The organism is Ornithinimicrobium avium (genome assembly GCF_003351765.1).
Lineage (GTDB): Bacteria > Actinomycetota > Actinomycetes > Actinomycetales > Dermatophilaceae > Ornithinicoccus > Ornithinicoccus avius.
The window spans coordinates 1,692,980-1,711,620 of sequence record NZ_CP031229.1 but is presented as its reverse complement, the minus strand read 5'-3'; the positions used below and the strand labels follow the sequence as shown (position 1 = coordinate 1,711,620).

21 protein-coding genes are annotated in these 18,641 nt (G+C 72.2%); 20 read left to right on the top strand and 1 reads right to left on the bottom strand.

Translation table 11 applies throughout. The features are described 5' to 3' along the window. The first annotated feature begins 38 nt into the window (after positions 1-38). On the top strand, positions 39-1,217 hold the full coding sequence (locus DV701_RS07710) for a tyrosine-type recombinase/integrase (protein WP_162802903.1): 1,179 nt from the start codon (positions 39-41) through the stop codon (positions 1,215-1,217). Here the strand turns inward: DV701_RS07710 and DV701_RS07705 are convergent. Further along, the gene (locus DV701_RS07705; RefSeq protein ID WP_114927792.1) at positions 1,214-1,429 is read right to left on the bottom strand and encodes a helix-turn-helix domain-containing protein; all 216 of its coding nucleotides are present in this window, start codon (positions 1,427-1,429) and stop codon (positions 1,214-1,216) included. The genes DV701_RS07710 and DV701_RS07705 overlap by 4 nt on opposite strands. A 79-nt stretch (positions 1,430-1,508) precedes the next feature. Between DV701_RS07705 and DV701_RS19355 the strand changes: the two genes are divergently transcribed. The 19 genes from DV701_RS19355 to DV701_RS18200 all read left to right on the top strand — a co-directional run bounded on the left by DV701_RS19355 (position 1,509) and on the right by DV701_RS18200 (position 18,582). Beyond that, positions 1,509-1,997: a helix-turn-helix domain-containing protein gene (locus DV701_RS19355; protein WP_114927791.1), complete on the top strand. Its 489-nt coding sequence runs from the start codon at positions 1,509-1,511 to the stop codon at positions 1,995-1,997. A 189-nt stretch (positions 1,998-2,186) separates the two neighbouring features. After that, entirely contained in the window at positions 2,187-2,846 is a 660-nt protein-coding gene (locus tag DV701_RS07695; RefSeq protein WP_162802902.1) for a hypothetical protein, read from the top strand. Between the two features lie 194 nt (positions 2,847-3,040). Next, positions 3,041-3,805, top strand: coding sequence for a hypothetical protein (locus DV701_RS07690; protein ID WP_162802901.1), 765 nt, complete (start codon positions 3,041-3,043; stop codon positions 3,803-3,805). A gap of 82 nt (positions 3,806-3,887) precedes the next feature. Further along, the gene (locus DV701_RS07685; protein WP_162802900.1) at positions 3,888-4,598 is read left to right on the top strand and encodes an SAF domain-containing protein; all 711 of its coding nucleotides are present in this window, start codon (positions 3,888-3,890) and stop codon (positions 4,596-4,598) included. A gap of 1 nt (position 4,599) precedes the next feature. Then, positions 4,600-5,394, top strand: a complete 795-nt coding sequence (locus DV701_RS07680; RefSeq protein WP_114927787.1) for a ParA family protein — start codon at positions 4,600-4,602, stop codon at positions 5,392-5,394. Then, entirely contained in the window at positions 5,391-7,013 is a 1,623-nt protein-coding gene (locus tag DV701_RS07675) for a CpaF family protein (protein ID WP_228255276.1), read from the top strand. Before DV701_RS07680 ends, DV701_RS07675 begins: the two co-directional genes overlap by 4 nt. Beyond that, on the top strand, positions 7,010-7,867 hold the full coding sequence (locus tag DV701_RS07670; RefSeq protein WP_114927786.1) for a type II secretion system F family protein: 858 nt from the start codon (positions 7,010-7,012) through the stop codon (positions 7,865-7,867). Before DV701_RS07675 ends, DV701_RS07670 begins: the two co-directional genes overlap by 4 nt. Then, a complete protein-coding gene (locus tag DV701_RS19120) occupies positions 7,864-8,793 on the top strand; it encodes a type II secretion system F family protein (RefSeq protein ID WP_114927785.1) in 930 nt (309 codons plus the stop codon). Before DV701_RS07670 ends, DV701_RS19120 begins: the two co-directional genes overlap by 4 nt. Positions 8,794-8,879: 86 nt before the next feature. Beyond that, complete coding sequence (locus DV701_RS07660; RefSeq protein WP_114927784.1) at positions 8,880-9,080, top strand: hypothetical protein; 201 nt, start codon at positions 8,880-8,882, stop codon at positions 9,078-9,080. Further along, positions 9,080-9,502, top strand: coding sequence for a TadE/TadG family type IV pilus assembly protein (locus tag DV701_RS07655; RefSeq protein ID WP_114927783.1), 423 nt, complete (start codon positions 9,080-9,082; stop codon positions 9,500-9,502). Before DV701_RS07660 ends, DV701_RS07655 begins: the two co-directional genes overlap by 1 nt. Continuing rightward, a complete protein-coding gene (locus tag DV701_RS07650) occupies positions 9,499-9,939 on the top strand; it encodes a TadE/TadG family type IV pilus assembly protein (RefSeq protein ID WP_114927782.1) in 441 nt (146 codons plus the stop codon). The genes DV701_RS07655 and DV701_RS07650 overlap by 4 nt, the downstream gene beginning before the upstream one ends. Continuing rightward, positions 9,936-10,391, top strand: a complete 456-nt coding sequence (locus DV701_RS07645) for a pilus assembly protein (RefSeq protein WP_228255275.1) — start codon at positions 9,936-9,938, stop codon at positions 10,389-10,391. Before DV701_RS07650 ends, DV701_RS07645 begins: the two co-directional genes overlap by 4 nt. Further along, complete coding sequence (locus tag DV701_RS07640; protein ID WP_114927781.1) at positions 10,388-13,768, top strand: LysM peptidoglycan-binding domain-containing protein; 3,381 nt, start codon at positions 10,388-10,390, stop codon at positions 13,766-13,768. Before DV701_RS07645 ends, DV701_RS07640 begins: the two co-directional genes overlap by 4 nt. Before the next feature lie 297 nt (positions 13,769-14,065). After that, the gene (locus DV701_RS07635; protein ID WP_114927780.1) at positions 14,066-14,881 is read left to right on the top strand and encodes a hypothetical protein; all 816 of its coding nucleotides are present in this window, start codon (positions 14,066-14,068) and stop codon (positions 14,879-14,881) included. A gap of 36 nt (positions 14,882-14,917) precedes the next feature. Then, entirely contained in the window at positions 14,918-15,130 is a 213-nt protein-coding gene (locus DV701_RS07630; RefSeq protein WP_162802899.1) for a hypothetical protein, read from the top strand. Further along, positions 15,127-15,981 carry a hypothetical protein gene (locus DV701_RS07625; RefSeq protein WP_114927778.1) on the top strand — a complete coding sequence of 285 codons (855 nt, stop codon included), beginning with the start codon at positions 15,127-15,129 and terminating at the stop codon, positions 15,979-15,981. The genes DV701_RS07630 and DV701_RS07625 overlap by 4 nt, the downstream gene beginning before the upstream one ends. Then, positions 15,971-16,279 carry a hypothetical protein gene (locus DV701_RS18205; RefSeq protein WP_162802898.1) on the top strand — a complete coding sequence of 103 codons (309 nt, stop codon included), beginning with the start codon at positions 15,971-15,973 and terminating at the stop codon, positions 16,277-16,279. Before DV701_RS07625 ends, DV701_RS18205 begins: the two co-directional genes overlap by 11 nt. 1 nt (position 16,280) lies before the next feature. Then, entirely contained in the window at positions 16,281-17,111 is an 831-nt protein-coding gene (locus tag DV701_RS07615) for a hypothetical protein (RefSeq protein WP_114927776.1), read from the top strand. Positions 17,112-17,130: 19 nt separating this feature from the next. Next, on the top strand, positions 17,131-18,582 hold the full coding sequence (locus DV701_RS18200; RefSeq protein ID WP_162802897.1) for a type IV secretion system protein: 1,452 nt from the start codon (positions 17,131-17,133) through the stop codon (positions 18,580-18,582). The last annotated feature ends 59 nt before the right edge of the window (positions 18,583-18,641 follow it).

Genomic DNA, 18,641 nt, shown 5'->3' with positions numbered 1-18,641 from the left:
GGGTTGTCACGAGGCACCGACCTGCGGAGGTGGCTAGCTTGCCCACGAAGGAGTCCAGACTGCCCAGGGGCATCACCCTGTACCGGGGCCGCTACCGGGTCAGGTTGCACCACGAGGGCACGACGCACGCGCTCGGTGTGTTTGAGACGCTCATCGATGCCCGTGCCGCACTGGACATCGCTCGCGCCGACGTCGCACGGGGCCTCTTCGTGCCGCCGGCCGAGCGCCGAGCCGCGCGCAAGGCTGACGAAGTGCGAGCCGAGGCCGAGGGCATGACGCTGCGACGGTGGTCCGAGAAGTGGCTGGCCGCCCTGGAGGCCAACCCGGACAGGTCTCAAGGGACGGTGGTCGCCTACCGGTCGGTTCTCAAGAACCACGTTGTTCCCCAGCTCGGGGAGGTGCGGCTCGTCGACCTGACCACCGAGCTGGTGGCCGAGCACCTGGCTGCTCTCGCCGCGTTGCCCAGCAAGAGGCACAAGGGTGCGCGCACGAACGGCATCGCGCCCAACGCGGCCATAGTCCTCCGTTCGTGCATCAACGCCGCTGTGAAGTCCCGTGCCGGTGGACTGGAAGCGTTCACGTTCCCAGAGGCGCCGAAGCACCGCCGGGTCCGCCCGGAGGACGAGCAGGGCGACGTCGCCAGCGCTGAGGAGGTGAGGGCGCTTGGGGAGGCGATGCCAGATCATCTCCGGATCGCGGTGCCGCTGGCCGCGTGGTGCGCACTGCGCATGGGGGAAGTCCTGGGGCTGCAGCGGCGGGACCTGGAGCGCCTTGACAACCCGGACAGGGCGACGCTACACATCCGACGTCAATGGAACAGCCAGGCCAAGGCGCTGACCCCGCCCAAGGCTGGAAGCACACGGAGCATAGCCATACCCGCCGCACTGCTGCCGGCGTTGACGGCGCACCTGAGCGCGTACACCGGGGCCGAGCCGATTGCGGCAGTCGTATGTGGTCCGCGCGGGAATCGAGTCAGCCAGTCGACGCTGGACCGTTACTGGCGCGAAGCTCGCGACAGCGCAGGTCGCCCAGGCTTCCACTTCCACAACCTGCGGCACACGGGCCTGAGCGCGTACGCGGTCCAAGGCGCGACTCTGGCCGAGTTGTTGCACCGGGGTGGCCACACCGACGTGACAGTAGCGCTGCGGTACCAACATGCGACCGCCCAGCGGGACAGGGCGCTGACCGAGCGGTTGAGCAAGGAGATCGACCTCTAGCTGTGCCAGCTGGCAGTGGGGATACGCGTCAGAAGCTTGTCGACATCGTCGGGTTCGACCCGGATGACGCGTCGCCCGCTGCGGTAGGCGGGTAGTTTCCCCTCCGCGATTCTGCGGCGCAGGGTGTAGGTGCTCAGGCCTGTCCGTTCGGCTGCCTCGGAGAGGGACTCGAACCGCCGCTTGGTAGTCGTGTCAATGCGTCGCTTGCTCATGCACCCCTAAGCGGAGAGGGCAGACCAGGGTCTCAATGGAGGGCGGCAGGCGGGGCGCAGCCACCTCTATATTGCTACCGTGGACCGGTCGGAGTCAGGGGTGGACGGCAAGGCGTACGCGAGGGTACCGCTGGACGTTCATCGTCTGCGCGATCTGCGACTACGCAAGGGATGGACGCAGCACACACTCTCTGTGATGGTGGGCGTTCAGGGGGCTGCTGCGGTTTCGGCGTGGGAGAGGGGCCTTGCGGTGCCGAGGCCGGGCACACTGCTGCGCATTGCTCGGGCTCTGGGGGTGGAACCAGTCGACCTCCTGCGGCGAGGCGATGTTGAGGCCATGACGCTACGAGAGTTGCGAGTCGTCCGAGGGATGAGCCTAAGAGAGCTCGCCGTAGCCGCCGGCACGTCGTCGTCGACCCTGCGACGGTGGGAGAGCGGAGACTTCGTGAGAGCGCCAGGCGCGGATGCCATTCGTGCCCTAGCTAATGCCCTGGACGTCGGTCCCGCACGGGTTGAGGAGCTGCTGACGATGGCTCGCAGTCGTGCTGGCGCGCGGTCTCGACCATAGGAGGCACCGTGTCGCCGGCCTTGGTAAAGGTTTGGTAAGAACGCTCGCCGCGGCTGGGTTCGGCCCCTAGGCTCGAGATCACCAGAGTCCTGGAGGGGAGCCCAGCGTGCTGCTTCGCGTTATCCACAGGTCGTTGAAAGCGGCAGCTGACCGCCGGGAACTAGCGGTAATGTGCCAACTTGTGCGGACGTGAGACCCAGACCGCAGGTCGGGCGCTTTGGTAGGTGTGGAAGGAAACAGGACATGGCGAGCACTCGGGTCAGACTGATGGGCTGGCTTGCTGCCGGGACGTTTGCACTGGCCGGCTGCACCGACGAGCCCGTCGACGAGAGCCGCGCACCGGCGCCCACCACCGCTGACCAAAGCGCCGTGACGAGGCAGGCGCCGCCAGACGATGACGCGGTGCAGACCACCGCGGCCGGTCCCACCGCCGCCGAGCTCGATGACCAGGGCCAGCTGAACGCCGCCGAGGCCGTCGAAGAAGCCTGGGCGATGATCGACAGGACTCGTCAAGACCCGGAGCTTGAGGTCGGCGAGCTGGCCAGGGTCGCCCGCGGCCAGGCGGTCGCGCAGTGGGTCTCCAACCTTCAGATGGCCCGCAAAGAGGGAATGATCCAGTCCGGTGACACGAAGGTGACCATCACCGGGGTGGAGACGATCAGCGAGGGGGAGGAGTACGAGGTCACCGCCTGCCTGGACTGGTCGGAGGTGAAGTTCAACGACGTCAAGCCCGACCGGGGCGAGCTCGGTGACCGCCAGCAGATCACCTACGTGGTCCGTCCCGACGCGGGCAGTCCTGAGCTGTTCGTCACCGATGATCCGTTGGAGTACGAGGCATGCGACGACTGACGGGGGGAGTGTGGCTGGCTGTCCTGGCCCTGGGTGCTGCCCCGGCCCAGGTCGCGGTTGCCGGTTCTGCGGGAGGGCTGCTGAGTGCGCCACCGGTCGAGTGCGGCCCTGGCGAGGTGTACGACCCGAGCTTGGGGACGTGCATCATCATCATCGAGGGGCCCGGCCAACCGGGGGCTCCCGACCCTGGACCCGTGGACCCGCCTGAGGAAGGCGGCGGGGGAGGGGTGCCGCCGGGGGAGATCGCCTGCACCGAGACGATCAAGGACCAGGAGGTGCCCTGCGAACTGCCGGGAGGGTGGCACTGGGTCCAGGGGTGGAACGCCTACGCGCGCCTTGCGGACCCCCAGCCACCCCGCAGTGACCCGGTGTGGGAGGGCAACGCCGAGGGCGCGATCTACGACCGCGGCATCTGGCTTGGGGACCCGTCCCTAGACCCGAGTCTGGAGGACCAGGTGTGGTCAGCCGGCCCGCCATGGGAAGACTTGCCCAACCCCCTGGTACTGGCTTACCAGGCGGTCGCGGCGATGAACCTCAAGGCGGTCAGCATCGGGATCGTGCCCGAGGACGGGCCGGGCCGGATCGGCCTCCTCGGCCTGCCGACCTGGATGTGGGCAGAGACACCTTCGGCAGACACCGTGGGGCCGATAACGCGGTCGGCCTCGGCCGGTGGGTACACGGTCACGGCCACCGGCCGCGTCGAGCAGATCGTGTGGGACATGGGGGATGGGACCTCGGTGGTCTGCGCCACCCCGGGCACCCCGTACGAGGACCGCTTCGGTGCCATGGACAGCCCGGACTGCGGACACCGGTACACCGAGCAGGGCCACTACCCGATCTCGGCCACCTCGTACTGGGTCATCAGCTGGGCCGGGCTGGACCAGTCGGGAACCATCGAGATGGAGCTGATCCAAGACGGCCAGATCGTGATGGGGGAGGCGCAGGTGCTGAGCCAGTAAGGCGCCAGCGGGCGCGCAGCGAGCCCTTCGGGCAAAGGATGCCTCGCACAAGTCAGCAAGGTCGAGACGGGAAGAGACGCACATGGCAAAGAAGTTCAGCGCGACCGACGGGCAGGGCGGCGCCGGAGGGTCCTTGCCGTATCCGCCCACACCACCCACGACGGGGACGACCGCGGTGGCGGCACCACCGAAGCTGCGTCGCCGTCCGTTGCTGGCTCTGGTGGGTCTGGGCCTGGTGGTGACGGGCGCCCTGCTGGCCGTGTGGGTCTACCTGTCCAACACCGACGCCACGAGTGCGGTGGCGGTGCGGGACACGGTGATGCGGGGGGAGACGATCACCGCAGCGGACCTGATGACGGTCCAGGTGACCCCGGACCCGGCCCTGCAGCTCGTCCCCGCCGGCGACCTGGACTCCTTCGTCGGCCAGCGTGCTGCCCGCGACCTGTCCGCCGGGGCGCTGCTGACCCCCGACGCGGCCGCTGCGCAGGTCGTCCCCGGGGCAGGTGAGTCCGTGGTGGGTCTGGCGCTGACGTCCGGGCTGATGCCCGGCGAACCGTTGATGGTGGGGGACCGGGTGCGGGTGGTGGGCACACCCGGCCAGGCCGGGGACCCGGCGGCGTTCGAGTCCGCAGACACCGTCTTCGCGGCCGAGGTGGTCGGCGTGACCGCCTCCCTGGAGTCCCCGCAGACGGTGGTCTCGGTCCTGGTCCCGGAGCAGGACGCGGCACAGATTGCGCAATGGGCCTCCGCGGGTCGGGCCGCGCTGGTGCTGGACAGCCGGGAGGGCGGCTGAGATGGCGGTCATCACGCTGACGTCGGCCTCCGGTTCCCCGGGTGTGACGACGACCGCCCTGGGGTGGGCGCTGTCCCGGGGGCGGCCCACCGTCCTGGTGGACGCCGACCCCACCGGCGGGGCATCCATGCTGGCCGGGTACCTGCGCGGGCAGTTGGTGCCCCCGGACGCGCTGCTGGAGCTGTGGACGGCCCAGCAGCAGGGCCGGCTGCGGTCGGCGCTGCCGTCCCTGACCATGTCCCTGCCCGACTCTGCGGTGGAGCTTCTGCCGGGTACCCGCTCGCACGCCCAGGCCCGGGCACTGGTCGGCCTGTGGGAGCCGTTGCTGGCCGCGTTCAAGGCGTTGGAGGGCACGGGGCAGGACGTCATCGTCGACGTGGGGCGGCTGGGCCTGACCGGGTCGCCCACGCCGTTGCTGCACGGGGCCGACCTGGCCCTGGTGGTGTGCCGCTCCGACCTGGTCTCGTTGTCCGCCCTGCGGTCGTGGCTGGCCACCCTGCACACCGAGCTCGAGGAGGTCGGTGGGGCGACGTCGCTGGGCGTGGTGCTCGTCGGACCCGGTCGGCCCTACAGCGAGGCCGAGGTCGGCAAGGTCCTGGCCCCGGCGTGCGGCGGGCGGCCCCCGGTCCTGGGGTCCGTGGCTTGGGACCCCAGGGCCGCTGCCGCGTTCTCCGCCGGCACCCCGGTGCGACGACTGGGCTCGAGCCAGCTCGTGGCCGGCCTGCGGCACCTCGACGAAGCCGCCCGGAAACGGATCGCGAGCAACACCCACGACCTGAGCGAGGTGTCGTCGTGAGCATCGAGAACCACGCAGAGCAGCCCGAGGAGACAGCCAGCTCCGACCCGACCGGGCTGCCACTGTTCACTACCCCGCCCACCACTGGGGGCAGCACCCGCGGATCCTCCCGGGGCCGCCGACGCGGGGGATTCACCCTGAACCAGGGCACGGACGAGCAGTCCAGCCACCCCCCGGCACGTGGTGCTGCACCCGTGCCGGAGCCGGGGCGGGGCGACAACGTCGTGCCGCTACAGACCCGGGACGCGGGTCGGTCGGGCTGGCACGGCCGGTCCCAGGACGGCCTGGACTGGGAGCTGGTCGCCAGCCTGCGGCAGCAGACCGCGGACCGCCTGTCCCAGGAAGGGACCCCCACCGGGGAGGAGGACCGGGGTGCCCAGCAGGAGCGGGGACGGGCGATCATCACCGAACTGCTGGGGCAGGAGGCCACCGAGCGCCTGCGTGCCGGGACCGAGGCCTGGGACATCGAGGAGCAGCACGACCTGGCCCGGGCCGTGTTCGACGCGGTGTTCGGGCTGGGACGCCTGCAGCCGCTGGTCGATGACCCGCAGGTGGAGAACATCATGATCTTCGGCCACGACCAGGTCACCGTGGAGCTCACCGGTGGCCGGCAGGTCACGTCCCCGCCGGTGGCCGACTCCGACCAGGAGCTGGTGGACTTCCTGGCCTTCGTGGCATCCCGCTCGGAGGTCAACGCCCGCCCGTTCTCCCGGTCCCACCCCGAGCTGCACCTGCGCCTCGACGGTGGTGCCCGCCTGGCGGCGCAGGCGTGGGTGACGCCCCGGCCGCAGGTGGTGATCCGCCGCCACCGGATGACGCAGGTGTCCCTGCAGGACCTGGTCGACCTGGGCGCGCTGACCCCGGTCGCCGCCTCGTTCCTGGCCGCGGTGGTCCGCTCCGGCCGGTCGATCGTGGTCTCCGGCGCGCAGGGCGCCGGCAAGACCACGATGGTGCGGGCGCTGTGCAACGAGATCCCCCGGTATGAGGTCATCGGCACCTTCGAGACCGAGCACGAGCTGCACCTGCACCAGATGCCCGAGCGGCATCCGTACGTGTTCGCCTGGGAGGCCCGGCCCGGGTCGGGTGAGGTCGGCCCGGACGGGTCACGGGCGGGGGAGTACACGCTGGACCAGGCGCTGCACGGCAGCTTCCGGATGAACCTGAACCGGCAGATCGTCGGCGAGGTCCGCGGCCCGGAGGCCGCGGCGATGCTCAAGGCCATGCAGTCGGGGTCGGGGTCCATCTCCACCACCCACGCGGCCCATGCGGTCGGTGCGGTGGAGAAGCTGGTGACCTGTGTCATGGAATCGGGGCAGCACGCGACCCACGACTTCGCCCTCCGCGCGGTCGCCTCCGGTGTCGACGTCGTCGTCCACGTCACGAAGGAGACCCTGCCGGCGCCCGACGGGAGCGCGCAGGTGTCCCGGTTCGTGTCCGAGATCATCGCCGTCGCCCTGGGGGAGGAGCAGACCGGCTACGCGGTCACGCACGTGTTCAAGGCCGACCCCGGCTCGGCGACCGCACGGCCGTACGTCCTGCCCGACGACTACCGCGACCTGACCCGGTTCGGTTTCGACCTGGCCGGCTTCACCGAAGCACAGGAAGGGACCGGTGCATGAGCACCCTGCTCGTCGCTGTCTCCGGTGCGCTGGTCGCCGGTGGGCTGCTCGCACTGGTCGCCGGGCTGGTAGCCCGGCCCGTCCCACCGGCCCGGCCACGCCGGGCCGGCACCCGGCGTGCCCGGTTGAGCCCGCGGACCCGGATGCTGGCAGGCATCGGTCTGGGCATCGGTGTCCTGGTCGCGGTGCTGACCGGGTGGGTGATCGCCGTGGTCATCGCCCCGCTGGCCCTGGCCGGTATCCCGGTGCTGCTGGCCGCACCCCCCGCGCAGCGGGAGGTGGCGCGGCTGGAGGCGATGGAGGAGTGGGTGCGGACCGTGGCCGGCACCCTGGGGGCAGGGGTCGGGCTGGAGCAGGCGCTGCTGCGGTCTCTGCGCTCCACGCCTGAGCCGATCAAGCCGGAGGTGACCCGCCTGGCGGGCCGGTTGCGGGCCCGGTGGAGGACCGAGGACGCGCTGCGGGCCTTCGCCGACGACCTGGACGACCCGACCGGGGACCTGATCGCCGCCAACCTGGCCCTGGGGGCCCGCCGCCGCGGCGGCGGCCTGGCCACGGTGCTGGGCGCGCTGGCGCAGTCCGTAGGTGAGGACGTGCGTGCCCGGCGGGAGATCGAGTCCGACCGGGCCAAGCCGCGGGCCAACGCCCGTCTGATCACCGGCATCACCCTGTCGGTCCTGGTCTTCCTGTCCCTGTCCGGAAACTACATCGCCCCCTACGGGAGCCCGATCGGGCAGGTGCTGCTCGGCTCCTTCCTGGCCCTGTACGTCGGGATGCTGATCTGGCTGCGGACGATGGCCCGCGGCAAGCCGATGCCGCGCTTCATCGGCACCTCCGTGCGGGAGCGTGCGGCATGACCGCGCTGCAGCTGCTGCTGGCCGCCGGCGGGCTCGTCGGGGCCGGCCTGGCCCTGGTGCTGTTCCAGCTGGTCCCCTCCCACCCCGACCTGGAGCAGGCGCTGGCCCGGCTCTCCCCGACCGGCGCCCGGGAGGCCCAGGACGCGGCCCGGGCCCTCACCCGGCCCCGAGTCAAGGGTGTCGACGAGGACCGCGACGTGCGCGACGTACTCGGTGCCTGGGGTGCCCGGCACCTGCCGGCCAGTCTGTGGGGCAGGGTGGCGCCCGCCGACCTGGCCGTGCTGGGGATGAGCCCGTCGCGGTTCTACGGCGAGAAGATCCTGTACGCCTTCATCGGCCTGGTCGCCGGGCCCGTCCTGTCCGCCGCGGCCATGTTCTCCTTCTCCATCCCGGTGTACGTCCCGGTCCTGGCCACCCTCGTGCTGACCGTGGCGCTGTGGTTCGTCCCGACCTACAACGTGGTCACCGACGCCCGCGACGCCCGGGTCGAGTTCGCCCGTTCCCTGGGCGCGTTCGTCGACCTGGTCGCCCTGGAGATGGCGTCCGGGTCCGGCCCGAGACAGGCGATGGAGGCCGCGGCCGCGGTCGGCGACTCCTGGGTCTTCCGCCGGATGCGGGAGGAGCTGGCACGCACCCGCTGGTCGGGGATCACCCCCTGGGACGCGCTGCGGCACCTGGGCAACGAGATCGACATGCCCGACCTGCACGAGCTCGCCGACATCATGCGCCTCTCCGGTGAGGAAGGTGGACGTGTCTACCCCCAGCTGAAGGCCCGGGCGGCCAGCATGCGCTCGGCGATCCTGTCCGCGCAGAAGACCCGCGCCAACGAGGTCAGCGAACGGATGACCCTGCCGATGACCCTGCTCGGGATGATCTTCCTGCTCATCCTCATCACCCCCCAGGTCCTGCGCATGGTGGGGAGCTGATCGACACGACACCACCACAGAGCCGCCGCCAGGACACCCGCCCAACGACCCATGAACCATCCGCACCGTCACGAAGGGGAGAACCCATGAAGAAGTCCACTTTTCACTACAGCACCCAGGTCGCGGCCTACCCGCAGCGTCTGCGCCAGGAGATCATCGCCCGCGGTGAGCGGGGGTCGATCTCGGTGGAGACAGTCGTCATCGCCCTGGGCCTGTTCGCCCTGGCCACTCTGATCGTGGGCCTGCTGACCGCCTGGGCGACCGGCAAGCTGGGTGGCCTGAGCTGATGAGCGCCGGGCTCGGCCTGCGGCCCCGGGGGGTGGCGCGTGTTCTGCGTGCCACCCCCCGGGACCGTGGTTCGAGCTCGGTGGAGGTCGTCGTCCTGCTGCCGCTGGTCTTCCTGCTGCTCTTCGCGATGGTCCAGGGCGGCCTGTGGTTCCACGCCCGCGCGGTCGCCCTGGGCGCGGCCACCGAGGGTGCCCGCGTCGCCGCCGCCGAGAGCTCCTCGGCCGGCGCCGGCATCTCCGCAGCATCGTCGTTCATCGCCGACGCCGGCGACGGCGTGGTGCTCGACCCGGCCGTCACCGGGTCGCGGTCGGCCACGACCGCGACAGTGACCGTCACCGGCCAGGCGCAGAGCCTGGTCCCCTTCCTGAACCCCTCGGTCGCCCAGTCGGCCAGCTTCCCGACCGAGAGGATCACCGGATGATCCGCGCGCGCAGGTCCGGGCGTGACCGGGGGTCGGTCTCAGTGGAGATGGTGATCCTGGGCCCGGTCCTGCTGTTCTTCGTCCTGGCGGTGTTCTTCGCCGGCCGGTACGCCCTGGCTCAGCAGTCCGTCCAGGCCGCGGCCGCCGAGGCGGCCCGGGCCGCCTCGATCGCCCGCTCGGCCGGGGAGGCGTCCGGCTCCGCGACCGGGGCAGCGTCGGCCTCCCTGACCAACCAGGACGTGCGCTGCGTGACCCAGTCGGTGTCGGTGGACACCAGCGCCTTCGGCCAGGAGCCCGGCACACCCGGGCTGGTCACCGCGACCGTGTCGTGCCAGGTCGACATGTCCGACCTGGCCTTCCCAGGAATCCCCGGCAACCGCACCCTGGAGGCCACCATGTCCTCCCCGATCGACACCTACCGCTCGAGGCAGGGATGAACGCGGTGACCCAAAAAAGGGTGAGGGCTGGCCAGCGGGAGCAGACAGAGCGCGGTTCGGTGGGGGTGTTCGTCATCGTCATCGCGGCCTCGTTCCTGATCATGGTCGGGCTGGCGGTGGACGTCTCCGGTCACCTGCACGCCATGCAGGAGGCCCGCGCGACCGCCCGTGAGGCCGCCCGCGTCGGGGGCCAGCAGCTGCAGACGCCCACCGGGGTCCGCGGCCTGGGGGCGGTAGCCGACCCCGGCCAGGCGGCGGCGGCCGCGCAGGCGTACCTGGCCAGCGCCGGAGTCGCCGGTTCGGCGTCCGTGACCGGCCCGGCCAGCATCAGCGTCGACGTCACCTCGGTCTACCCGACCAAGTTCCTGTCGATCGTCGGCGTACCCAGCCTGAGCGCGACCGGCACGGCAGAGGCACGGATCACCCGATCCGTGGGAGGAGTGGAGCAATGAAAGTCCGTCAACGCCTCATCGGACTGGGCGCCCTGGTCGTCCTGGCCGGCATCCTGGTGGGTCTGCCCGCCCTGCTGCTGGCCCTCGGCGGAAATCCGCTGCCGGAGACCCTCCCCAGCCTGGACCAGGTCCGCGACGCCCTGCTGACCCCAGACGACGGCACCCTGGCCCTGACCGGGGCCAAGCTCCTCGGCTGGGTGGTCTGGGCCGCCCTGAGCCTGAGCATCGTCGTCGAGGCCGTCTCGGCCCTGCGTGGCGTCCGAGCTCCGAGGCTGCCGGCCCTGTCCCTGCCCCAGTCGGGGATGCGGCCCTTGGTCCTCGCCGCGTTGGCCCTGTTCATCGCCGCCCCCGGCGGGGTCGTTCCGGAGGCCTCAGCGGCACCCGCCCCGGTCACCGCGCCGGCGGTTGCTTCTGTCCCGGTGACGGCCGGGGCCGACACCGGCCCCGCCCCGGTGACGACGACCGCTGCAGCCACCACCGAGCAGGAACCCACCCGTGCCTACGTGGTGCGCCCGGGGGACACGCTGTGGTCCATCGCTGCCCAGCACCTGGGCTCCGGGCACGACTACCACCGCATCGTCGACCTCAACCCGGAGCGCCTGGCCGGTGGTGCCGACTGGGTCACCCCCGGCATGGTGCTGCAGCTCCCCGCGCCCGGGGCCGGGGCAGGCACCGGTGAGCAGGCCGCTCAGGAGCAGGACGTGGTCGTGCAGACCGGCGACACCCTCAGCGGCCTGGCTGCCGAGCACCTGGGCCAGGCCACCCGGTGGCCCGAGATCTACGAGGCCTCCACCGGCACCGTCCAGCCGGACGGGCGACGCCTGAGCGACCCCGACCTGATCTATCCAGGCTGGCGCCTGGACCTGCCCGAGGCAGCCGGAGGCCAGGAACGGCCGGCGCCCACCACCGCGGGCGCGCGGACCGCCGTCGACGCCGGCACTGCCCCGGCGACCCAACCAGACACCCCCGACGCAGCCGAGCCGGAGCAGCAGGTCGAGGCGAGCCCGGCAGGTGGCGCGGCCGCCCGGTCGGGTATCACCCTGGGTGCCGCCGCGGGCGCCACCTCGATCGACGACAGCGCCGTTGACGCCGGACCGGACACAGACGGAGACCTCGGTCGTGGCGTCGACGGGGACGCTGCCGGGGACGGCAGAGACGTTGGCGGGGACGGCAGAGACGTTGGCGGGGACGGCAGAGACGTTGGCGGGGACGGCAGAGACGCTGGGGGAGACCTCGAGGATGACGCCCCTTCGGCGTGGCTGCTGGAGGGCATCGTCGGGTCCGGTGCCCTGCTGGGAGGGGCGCTGTTCCTCGCCCTGACCCTGCGCCGCCGTTCCCGGTTCCGGACCCGCCGCCCCGGCCGGGCCCTCGCCCCGCCCGACCCGCTCCTGGCCCCCGTGGAGAAGACGATCCAGACCCGCGGCCGGTCGGCGGCTCACACCCTGGAGCAGCTGGACCAGGCCCTGCGCCGCCTCGGTGGGGCGTGCGCCACCACCGGGGCTCCCGTCCCGGCCGTGGCGGCCGTGCAGCTGGCCGGTGACGGCCTGTGGCTGCACCTGTGGCGACCGGCCGACCTGAGCGCCCCGTGGCAGGACACCGGGGACGGCCAGCACTGGTTCCTGCCCGCGGGCACCGCGGTGGAACAGATCGGCCCGCTCGAGCAGGACGCTCCTGCACCGTTCCCGCTGCTGGTCTGCGTCGGCGCCGGGGACGACGGGTCGGCCTGGCTGCTGAACCTGGAGGACCTGGAGGTGGCCCTGACCGGCCAGGCCGAGTACGTGGACGACCTGGCCCGCTACCTGGCTGCGGAGGTCGCGGTGAACCCGTGGTCGGCCGGGGTGCGGCTCGACTGCGTCGGAATCGCCTCCGAGGTCGCTGCGATGAACCCGGCCCGGGTGAGCGTCGCCGACGACGGCGCGCTCGAGGACCTGGTCGCCGAGGTAGTCGGCGTGATCGACCGGGTGGGGACCAGGGACGTGCCCACCGCCCGGGTGCGCCAGGACGGTGAGGACACCTGGCCGGCCCGGATGGTCCTGCTCAGCACCGACGGTGCGGCGCCTGCGGCCACCGACCAGCTGCGCCACCTGCTGGCCCAGCACGCCGGGAGCACGGGCGCCTGTCTGGTCGTGCGCAGCGGCACCCCCACCGACACCGCGATGCACATCGAAGCCACCGCCGACGGGCGGGTCCGCATCCCCGCCGCGGGCCTGGACCTGGTCGGCGTGGGCCTGACCGCAGACGAGGCGGCCGGGTGCGCGGCGCTGCTGGCCCAGTCGCACGCCGAGCCCGACGTGCCGATGCCGGCAGCCACCCCCGACAGCGATGAGTACCAGGAGGACCGGCGGGGCTGGAGCGACCAGGCCGGTGCCATCCGCCCTGAGCACAGCACCGGGCGGGAGGCGGCCGTCGACCACCAGGACCTGGCGACGCTGCTGCCCGAGGGGGATGAGGTCTACGAGCAGGAGGCGGCCACCACCGCGCAGGACCTCTCGACGCTGGCCCCGCGGGTGGAGCCCGACGTCGCCCGCCAGGTGCTGCAGGCCGACCCGACCCTGGACGCGGACCTGGCCGCCTGGTGGGACCCGGCTGTCCGCGTCCCCCGGCTCACCCTCCTGGGCCCGGTCAAGGCCAAGGCGTGGGGCAAACCGCTGGCCGAGCGCAAGGGGTACATGACCGAGCTGCTGGCCTACCTGGCGGTGCACCCGCACGGGGTCACGACCGCGCAGACGGCGGAGGCGTTCGGGATCACCGAGGCCAGGACCCGCGACTACATCGGCCGCTGCCGTGACTGGCTCGGCACCGACCCGGTCACCGGGCAGCTGCACATCCCGCACGCCCAGGAGGCCCCCGCCACCCGCGCCCGCGGCGTGAACGTCTACCAGGTGCTCGGGCTGCTGGTCGACGTCGACCTCTTCCGCCGGCTCCGCACCCGGGCCGTGGCCCGCGGCGGCACCGAGGGCATCGAGGATCTCAAGGCTGCGCTGCGCCTGGTGCAGGGACGCCCCTTCGACCAGCTTCGCCGCGGCGGCTGGGGCTGGCTGTTCGAGGGGGACCGGCTCGACCACCACATGACCTGCGCGGTGGTCGACGTCGCCCACATCGTCGCCACCCACGACCTGCAGACCGGCGACCTGGCCGGGGCACGGGCAGCGGCGGAGATCGCCCTCCTCGCCGCACCGGAGGAGGAGATCCCCACGCTGGACCTGGTCGCGGTCACCGCCCGGGAGGGCAACACGGCCGAAGCGGTCCGCCTGCTGCAGACCGACGTCTGCAACCGCACCGACGACCCCGACCTCCCGCCGGGCGACCTGCCCGAACGCACCCAGCGGATCCTGGATCGCCACGGCTGGCTGGAGGACAGGAAGGAAGCCGTCTAAACCAGCGAACCCCACCGGCAGCAACCCCCACGCAACTCTCCCCAGAGTCTCCCCCCTCGCGTGGGGGTTGCTCTATGCCCCGGAATGAGGACCCGGGCACGTCCGGGGTCGGGTTGCGGGCAGTTGGCAAGGGGTCAGCACAAACTTTTCCAGAGACGTCCGGAGACGCGGCCTGACCTGCGGTTTCGTGGCGTCTCCCCCTTGGGGCACCCGCCGGATCGGTCCTGGCAGAGACGGAACCGGGAGCGCCCTCTGGCGACCTTTCTCGTCGTGATCGCACGACGAGAGGAGCTTGAGATGACCCTGGCGACGCAGCTTGGTCTGGAGCAGCCGCACGGGGACCTGCTGGTCTCCGCGCAGGGTCGGTGGCACGAGTGGCAGGACACCCACCCGGTGCTGGGTGTGTGTGAGGACCTCCTGGATCTACCGGGCTGGGTCAGGCAGGCGACCCCGGCGGAGGCGAACGAGGTGCTGCTGGCGCTGGCCGAGCTGGGGGCGGCGGACGGTGGGGACGACCCGGCCGCGGCCGCGGCGTTGGTGTGGCTGCTGATCCCGGGCGCTGTCGGGATCGCCCGTGCCCTGATGCCGTTGAGCGAACGGGTCGACGAGCTCATGGCTGCCCAGCTGTGGATCTGCGCACGCACCGTCAGCTGGGCCAAAGGAGTTCGGGTGGCCGCGACGGTCCTGATGAACGCACGACGGGGGGTGATGACCGACCTGGGGTTGTCGGCGGACGCGCGGGCGTCCCGCACCGAGGTGCCCTCGGCGGACCTCGCGCTCGGCGTCGGGAGGTTCGCCTCGGCAACACCGGTCGGCACCAGCCACCCGCCGGACGTGTGGGCCACTGATGACGCCTTCCTGCTGCGCCGCCTGCTGGACGAGGCCGTCACCGGTGGCGTCGTGAGCCGTGACGACGTCCGCCTGCTGCTGCACCTGGCGCAGGCCGCGGACACGCCCCGGGCCGGCCGCGGCCGCGGTGGGCTGCTCGCACGGACCACCTCCACCGACGTGGCCCGGGAGCGGGGCGTGTCCCGTGCCTCGGTGGCACGCCAGGCCGACAGAGCGCTGCGCGCTCTGCGGCAGACCTACGCCCGCGATGTCCGCGCCGCGTGAGACCCAACGGTCCACCGCCCCGCTTTGGGAGTCATGGTGAGAGATTCAGACGGCGAGGCTGACGTCGAGCGGCTGCTCCAGGTGTCCGCTGACGGGCCGTACCGGCTGGCAGACCTGCTGGACGCCTGCGTGGAGCACCTGCGCGCGGTGGAGTCAGCCCGCGCCGCTCTGCGGCATCTGCCCCCTGAACAAGTCCGGGCGGCCATCACCCGCCGACGCCATCTCCTCGGTGACGGTGACAAGCCGTGACCGTGATCAGCGTCGCCGAGCTGCGGCGCGCCTGGCACGCCGTTCAGGACGGCCGGTTCCGACCCGGGTCCACCGACCTGCCGTCGCGCCGCATGCACGCACCCAAGGACGGAGCGGGCGAGGGCGTCCACTGGAACCCTGGCGTGCCCGTGCTGCCCGTCCTGGGCTGCCACGGGTCGGCCGGGGCCACCACGGTCGCGGCGGCGGTCGCGACCGCGCTCGAGCTCGCGGTGCGGGTGGTCGAGGCCGGTCCGGCCGGGACGAGCGGCCTGACCGGGTTCGCCACCGCCGAGCTGGGGGAGACCGGGTCGGGGTGGGTGCGTGGCCACCGCGACCTGCTGGTCCTGGACCGGCTGCTTGACGGGTCCGCCTCACCCGAGGAGATCCCGGTCCCCGACCAGGACCCGCACCACGAGCTGGCCCTGAACGTCCTCGACGCCGGATGGCCCACAGGCACCCTCCTGCGCTGCGCCGGATGGGTCCGCTCGAGCGTGCTCGACGCCGACCGCCTCGTGCTGGTCACCACCGCCACCGTCCCCGGTCTGCGCCGGCTCGAGGCAGTGCTGCACGACCTCGACCCGGCCCCCGGACAGGTAGCCGTGGCCGTCCGGGGGCCACGCCGCCGTCGGTGGCCCCGAGAGGTGACCGGCGACATCGGCACCCGCACCCGAACCCTGCTCGAGGAGACCCTCGTCGAGGTGCCGCACGACCCCGGGCTGGCCGTCCGGGGCCTGGACACCTCACCCCTGCCAGAGGGCGTGCTGAGCGCCGCCACCACGATCACCCAGCTCCTGCAGCTGGTCAGCAGTCCTGTCCACCACCAGAAGGGAACCATCCAGCATGTTCGCTAACCTCTCCGACGCCGGCCTGCACGCCGCCACGGTGGTCGCCGCCGTCTGCCCCCAGGCGCCCCCCGGCGCGCAGGTCCACGTCGACACCATCCTCGGCTACGTCCTGTGGGGCGTGGGCATCCTGTTCTTCCTCGGCCTGATCATCGGGGTCGGGGCCATCGCCGGCGGGCGGATGTTCGGTATGCCGCACGCCAGCACCGCCGGGATCATCGGCCTGGTCATCGTCTTCATCGCCGTGATCGCCTACCTGATCCTGCCGGGGATCCTCGACGCGATGTTGGGCTCGGGGTGCGTCTGAGATGACGGCCACCACGCCCGCTGCGTGGGGGCGGGGCAAGCTCCTGGCCATCCTGGCAGCCGCCCTCGCCGCCGGGACAGCCCTGCTGGTCGGCCTCGGCCTGTTCCTCTGGCAGGTCCTGGCCCACGACGGCCTGCCCGAGACCCCTACCTCGCAGGGGCCTGCAACGGCGCCCGTCGCGCTCGAGGAGACCACGTTGGCCCAGGACGGGCCGGCACGGCGCGAGCAGATCGCGCAGGCGCAGATGCTGGCCGTGGACGACCCACGCGCCTACCGCGAGGGCCACGTCGCCACCACCGTCGCCGATCCCCTGGCCGTCCCCTCGCCGACGACAACCGGTCCGCTGGACATCCCGACCGGGTACCCCCAGACCCCGCAGGGAGCGGTGGGCCAGCTGGCGGCGATCGACGTCGCCGTCATCCAGGCCATGTCCGTCCCGGCCACGCACGAGATCTACCGGACCTGGTCCACCGGCGAGCCCGACCCCGCCGGCTGGGTGATGACCGCCAACGTCACCGACTTCCTCACCGCCGCCCAGCAGAGCGGCCAGAGCGCCGAGAGCGGCCTGGTCGTGACCGCGGTCCCGGCCGCCGGCCAGGTCAAGGGCAGCGACGGGCAGGACTGGACGGTGGTCTGCGTCCTGCTGGAGCTGCACGCACACCTCGTGGAGGAGGCCCGCGTCGCCTACGGGCACTGCGAGGCCATGACCTGGACCGGCGACCGCTGGGTGATCGACCCGACCTACCCGGTCTCCCCGGCACCCTCGACGTGGCCCGGGACCGAACTGGCCGCCCGGGCCGGGTGGCGCCCCTGGGTCGACAACCACCGGTAGGACGAGAGGGAGTCTGTTCATGTTCGGTATCCCGAACCCGTTCGAGTACCTGGCCGGCAAGGCCGTCGGCGAGCTGGCCGCGGACGTCTGGACCTCCATCATGCTGGGGATCTGGTCCGCAGGACTGTGGTTCCTGCGCACCGTCCTGGGCTTCGTGGACGCCATCCTCACCCCCGACGTCACCGCAGCCGGACCCGCCGGGCAGGTGTACCGGACCACGTTCTGGCTGGCCCTGGCACTGGTCCTCATCCTGGCGATGGCCCAGCTGGGCCTGGCCGCGTGGCGGCGCGACGGCGCAGACCTGGCCCAGGCCGCGGTCGGGGTCGCGCAGTTCGTGGTCGTCTTCGCCGGCTGGATCGGTTACTGCGTGATGATCCTGGCCGCCGCGCAGGGCCTGACCCGTTCTCTGATGCGGGCCATGTTCGGCGTGGAGCTGTTCGCCCACTGGGAACCCTCCGAGGTGTTCGTCATCGCAGGAGAGGACATCACCGACACGCTGCTGGCCACCGTCCTGGGATTCATGGGCCTGGTCCTGTGGCTGGCCGCGATCGGGTTCCTGCTGGTCATGCTGACCCGGGCCGGGGCCCTCCTGGTGCTGGTCGCCACCGGCCCCATCGCCGCGGCCGGCCTGGCCAGCGGGTTCTCCCGGTCCTGGTTCTGGAAATCGTTCCGGTGGTTCCACGCGGCCGCATTCACCCCGGTCCTGGTCGCCCTGGTACTCGGCCTGGGCACCTCGTTGACCACCGGCATCATCGAAGGCGAGGCCGACGGGCCGGCAAAGACGATCGGCACCGCCATCCCCGGGGTCTTCCTGATCTGCATCGCCGCGTTCTCCCCCCTCGCCCTGTTCAAGCTCCTGGCCTTCGTCGACCCCGGCACCTCCTCCGGGGCCGCCATGCGCGCCGGGTACGAAGCACAGGGAGGGCTGCGCGGGTTGGCCGGCCGTGCGACCCGAACGTCCAACGCCGCCTCGAGCGTGGACAGTCACGGCCGCTCGGCCAGCGAGGTCTCCCAGGAGGGGCAGGCCAACCAGCGGGCCGCGCAAGCCACGAGCTCCCTGGCTTCCAAGGGCGGGTCCGCCATCGGACCGGTGGCCGGTGGGATCGGCGCCGCGGTCGGGGTCGGGGTCGGGCTCATGGTGTCCGCCGGCACCCGGGGCGCGGCCGTCGGCGCGGACGTGGCCAACCAGATGGGGGCCGGGCACAACACCTACGTCCCCGACTTCCAGCCGACCCGCCGCACCGGGGACCGGCACCGCCTCACCCACCCCGAGCAACGAGGCGAGGACACCGGCGCGAGCAGCGGCGGCAACGGTGAGACCGGCGGGGCAGCGGTGCAGGCACCGCCCCCGGCGCAGACCAGCCCGAGCACCGGAGCCGGGCCGGTCGCCCCCTCCACCGGTGGCGGTGCGGCCAGCGGGGCTGCAGGAACCGGTGCGGCAGGAGCCGCGGCCGCCGGTGCGGGTAAGTGATGAGTCCCTGGCAGCCGCAGGCCCGCTTAAGGAAGCGACCGACCGAACCCGCCCGCAGG

What these genes read in the sequence shown, in the direction of transcription:
- DV701_RS07650 (WP_114927782.1), top strand. Translation starts at nt 9,499, where the DNA reads ATGATCCGCGCGCGCAGGTCCGGGCGTGACCGGGGGTCGGTCTCAGTG.
- DV701_RS07655 (WP_114927783.1), top strand. Translation starts at nt 9,080, where the DNA reads ATGAGCGCCGGGCTCGGCCTGCGGCCCCGGGGGGTGGCGCGTGTTCTG.
- DV701_RS07635 (WP_114927780.1), top strand. Translation starts at nt 14,066, where the DNA reads ATGACCCTGGCGACGCAGCTTGGTCTGGAGCAGCCGCACGGGGACCTG.
- DV701_RS07615 (WP_114927776.1), top strand. Translation starts at nt 16,281, where the DNA reads ATGACGGCCACCACGCCCGCTGCGTGGGGGCGGGGCAAGCTCCTGGCC.
- DV701_RS19120 (WP_114927785.1), top strand. Translation starts at nt 7,864, where the DNA reads ATGACCGCGCTGCAGCTGCTGCTGGCCGCCGGCGGGCTCGTCGGGGCC.
- DV701_RS07705 (WP_114927792.1), bottom strand. Translation starts at nt 1,429, where the DNA reads ATGAGCAAGCGACGCATTGACACGACTACCAAGCGGCGGTTCGAGTCC.
- DV701_RS07680 (WP_114927787.1), top strand. Translation starts at nt 4,600, where the DNA reads ATGGCGGTCATCACGCTGACGTCGGCCTCCGGTTCCCCGGGTGTGACG.
- DV701_RS07670 (WP_114927786.1), top strand. Translation starts at nt 7,010, where the DNA reads ATGAGCACCCTGCTCGTCGCTGTCTCCGGTGCGCTGGTCGCCGGTGGG.
- DV701_RS18200 (WP_162802897.1), top strand. Translation starts at nt 17,131, where the DNA reads ATGTTCGGTATCCCGAACCCGTTCGAGTACCTGGCCGGCAAGGCCGTC.
- DV701_RS18205 (WP_162802898.1), top strand. Translation starts at nt 15,971, where the DNA reads ATGTTCGCTAACCTCTCCGACGCCGGCCTGCACGCCGCCACGGTGGTC.
- DV701_RS07645 (WP_228255275.1), top strand. Translation starts at nt 9,936, where the DNA reads ATGAACGCGGTGACCCAAAAAAGGGTGAGGGCTGGCCAGCGGGAGCAG.
- DV701_RS07685 (WP_162802900.1), top strand. Translation starts at nt 3,888, where the DNA reads ATGGCAAAGAAGTTCAGCGCGACCGACGGGCAGGGCGGCGCCGGAGGG.
- DV701_RS07640 (WP_114927781.1), top strand. Translation starts at nt 10,388, where the DNA reads ATGAAAGTCCGTCAACGCCTCATCGGACTGGGCGCCCTGGTCGTCCTG.
- DV701_RS07660 (WP_114927784.1), top strand. Translation starts at nt 8,880, where the DNA reads ATGAAGAAGTCCACTTTTCACTACAGCACCCAGGTCGCGGCCTACCCG.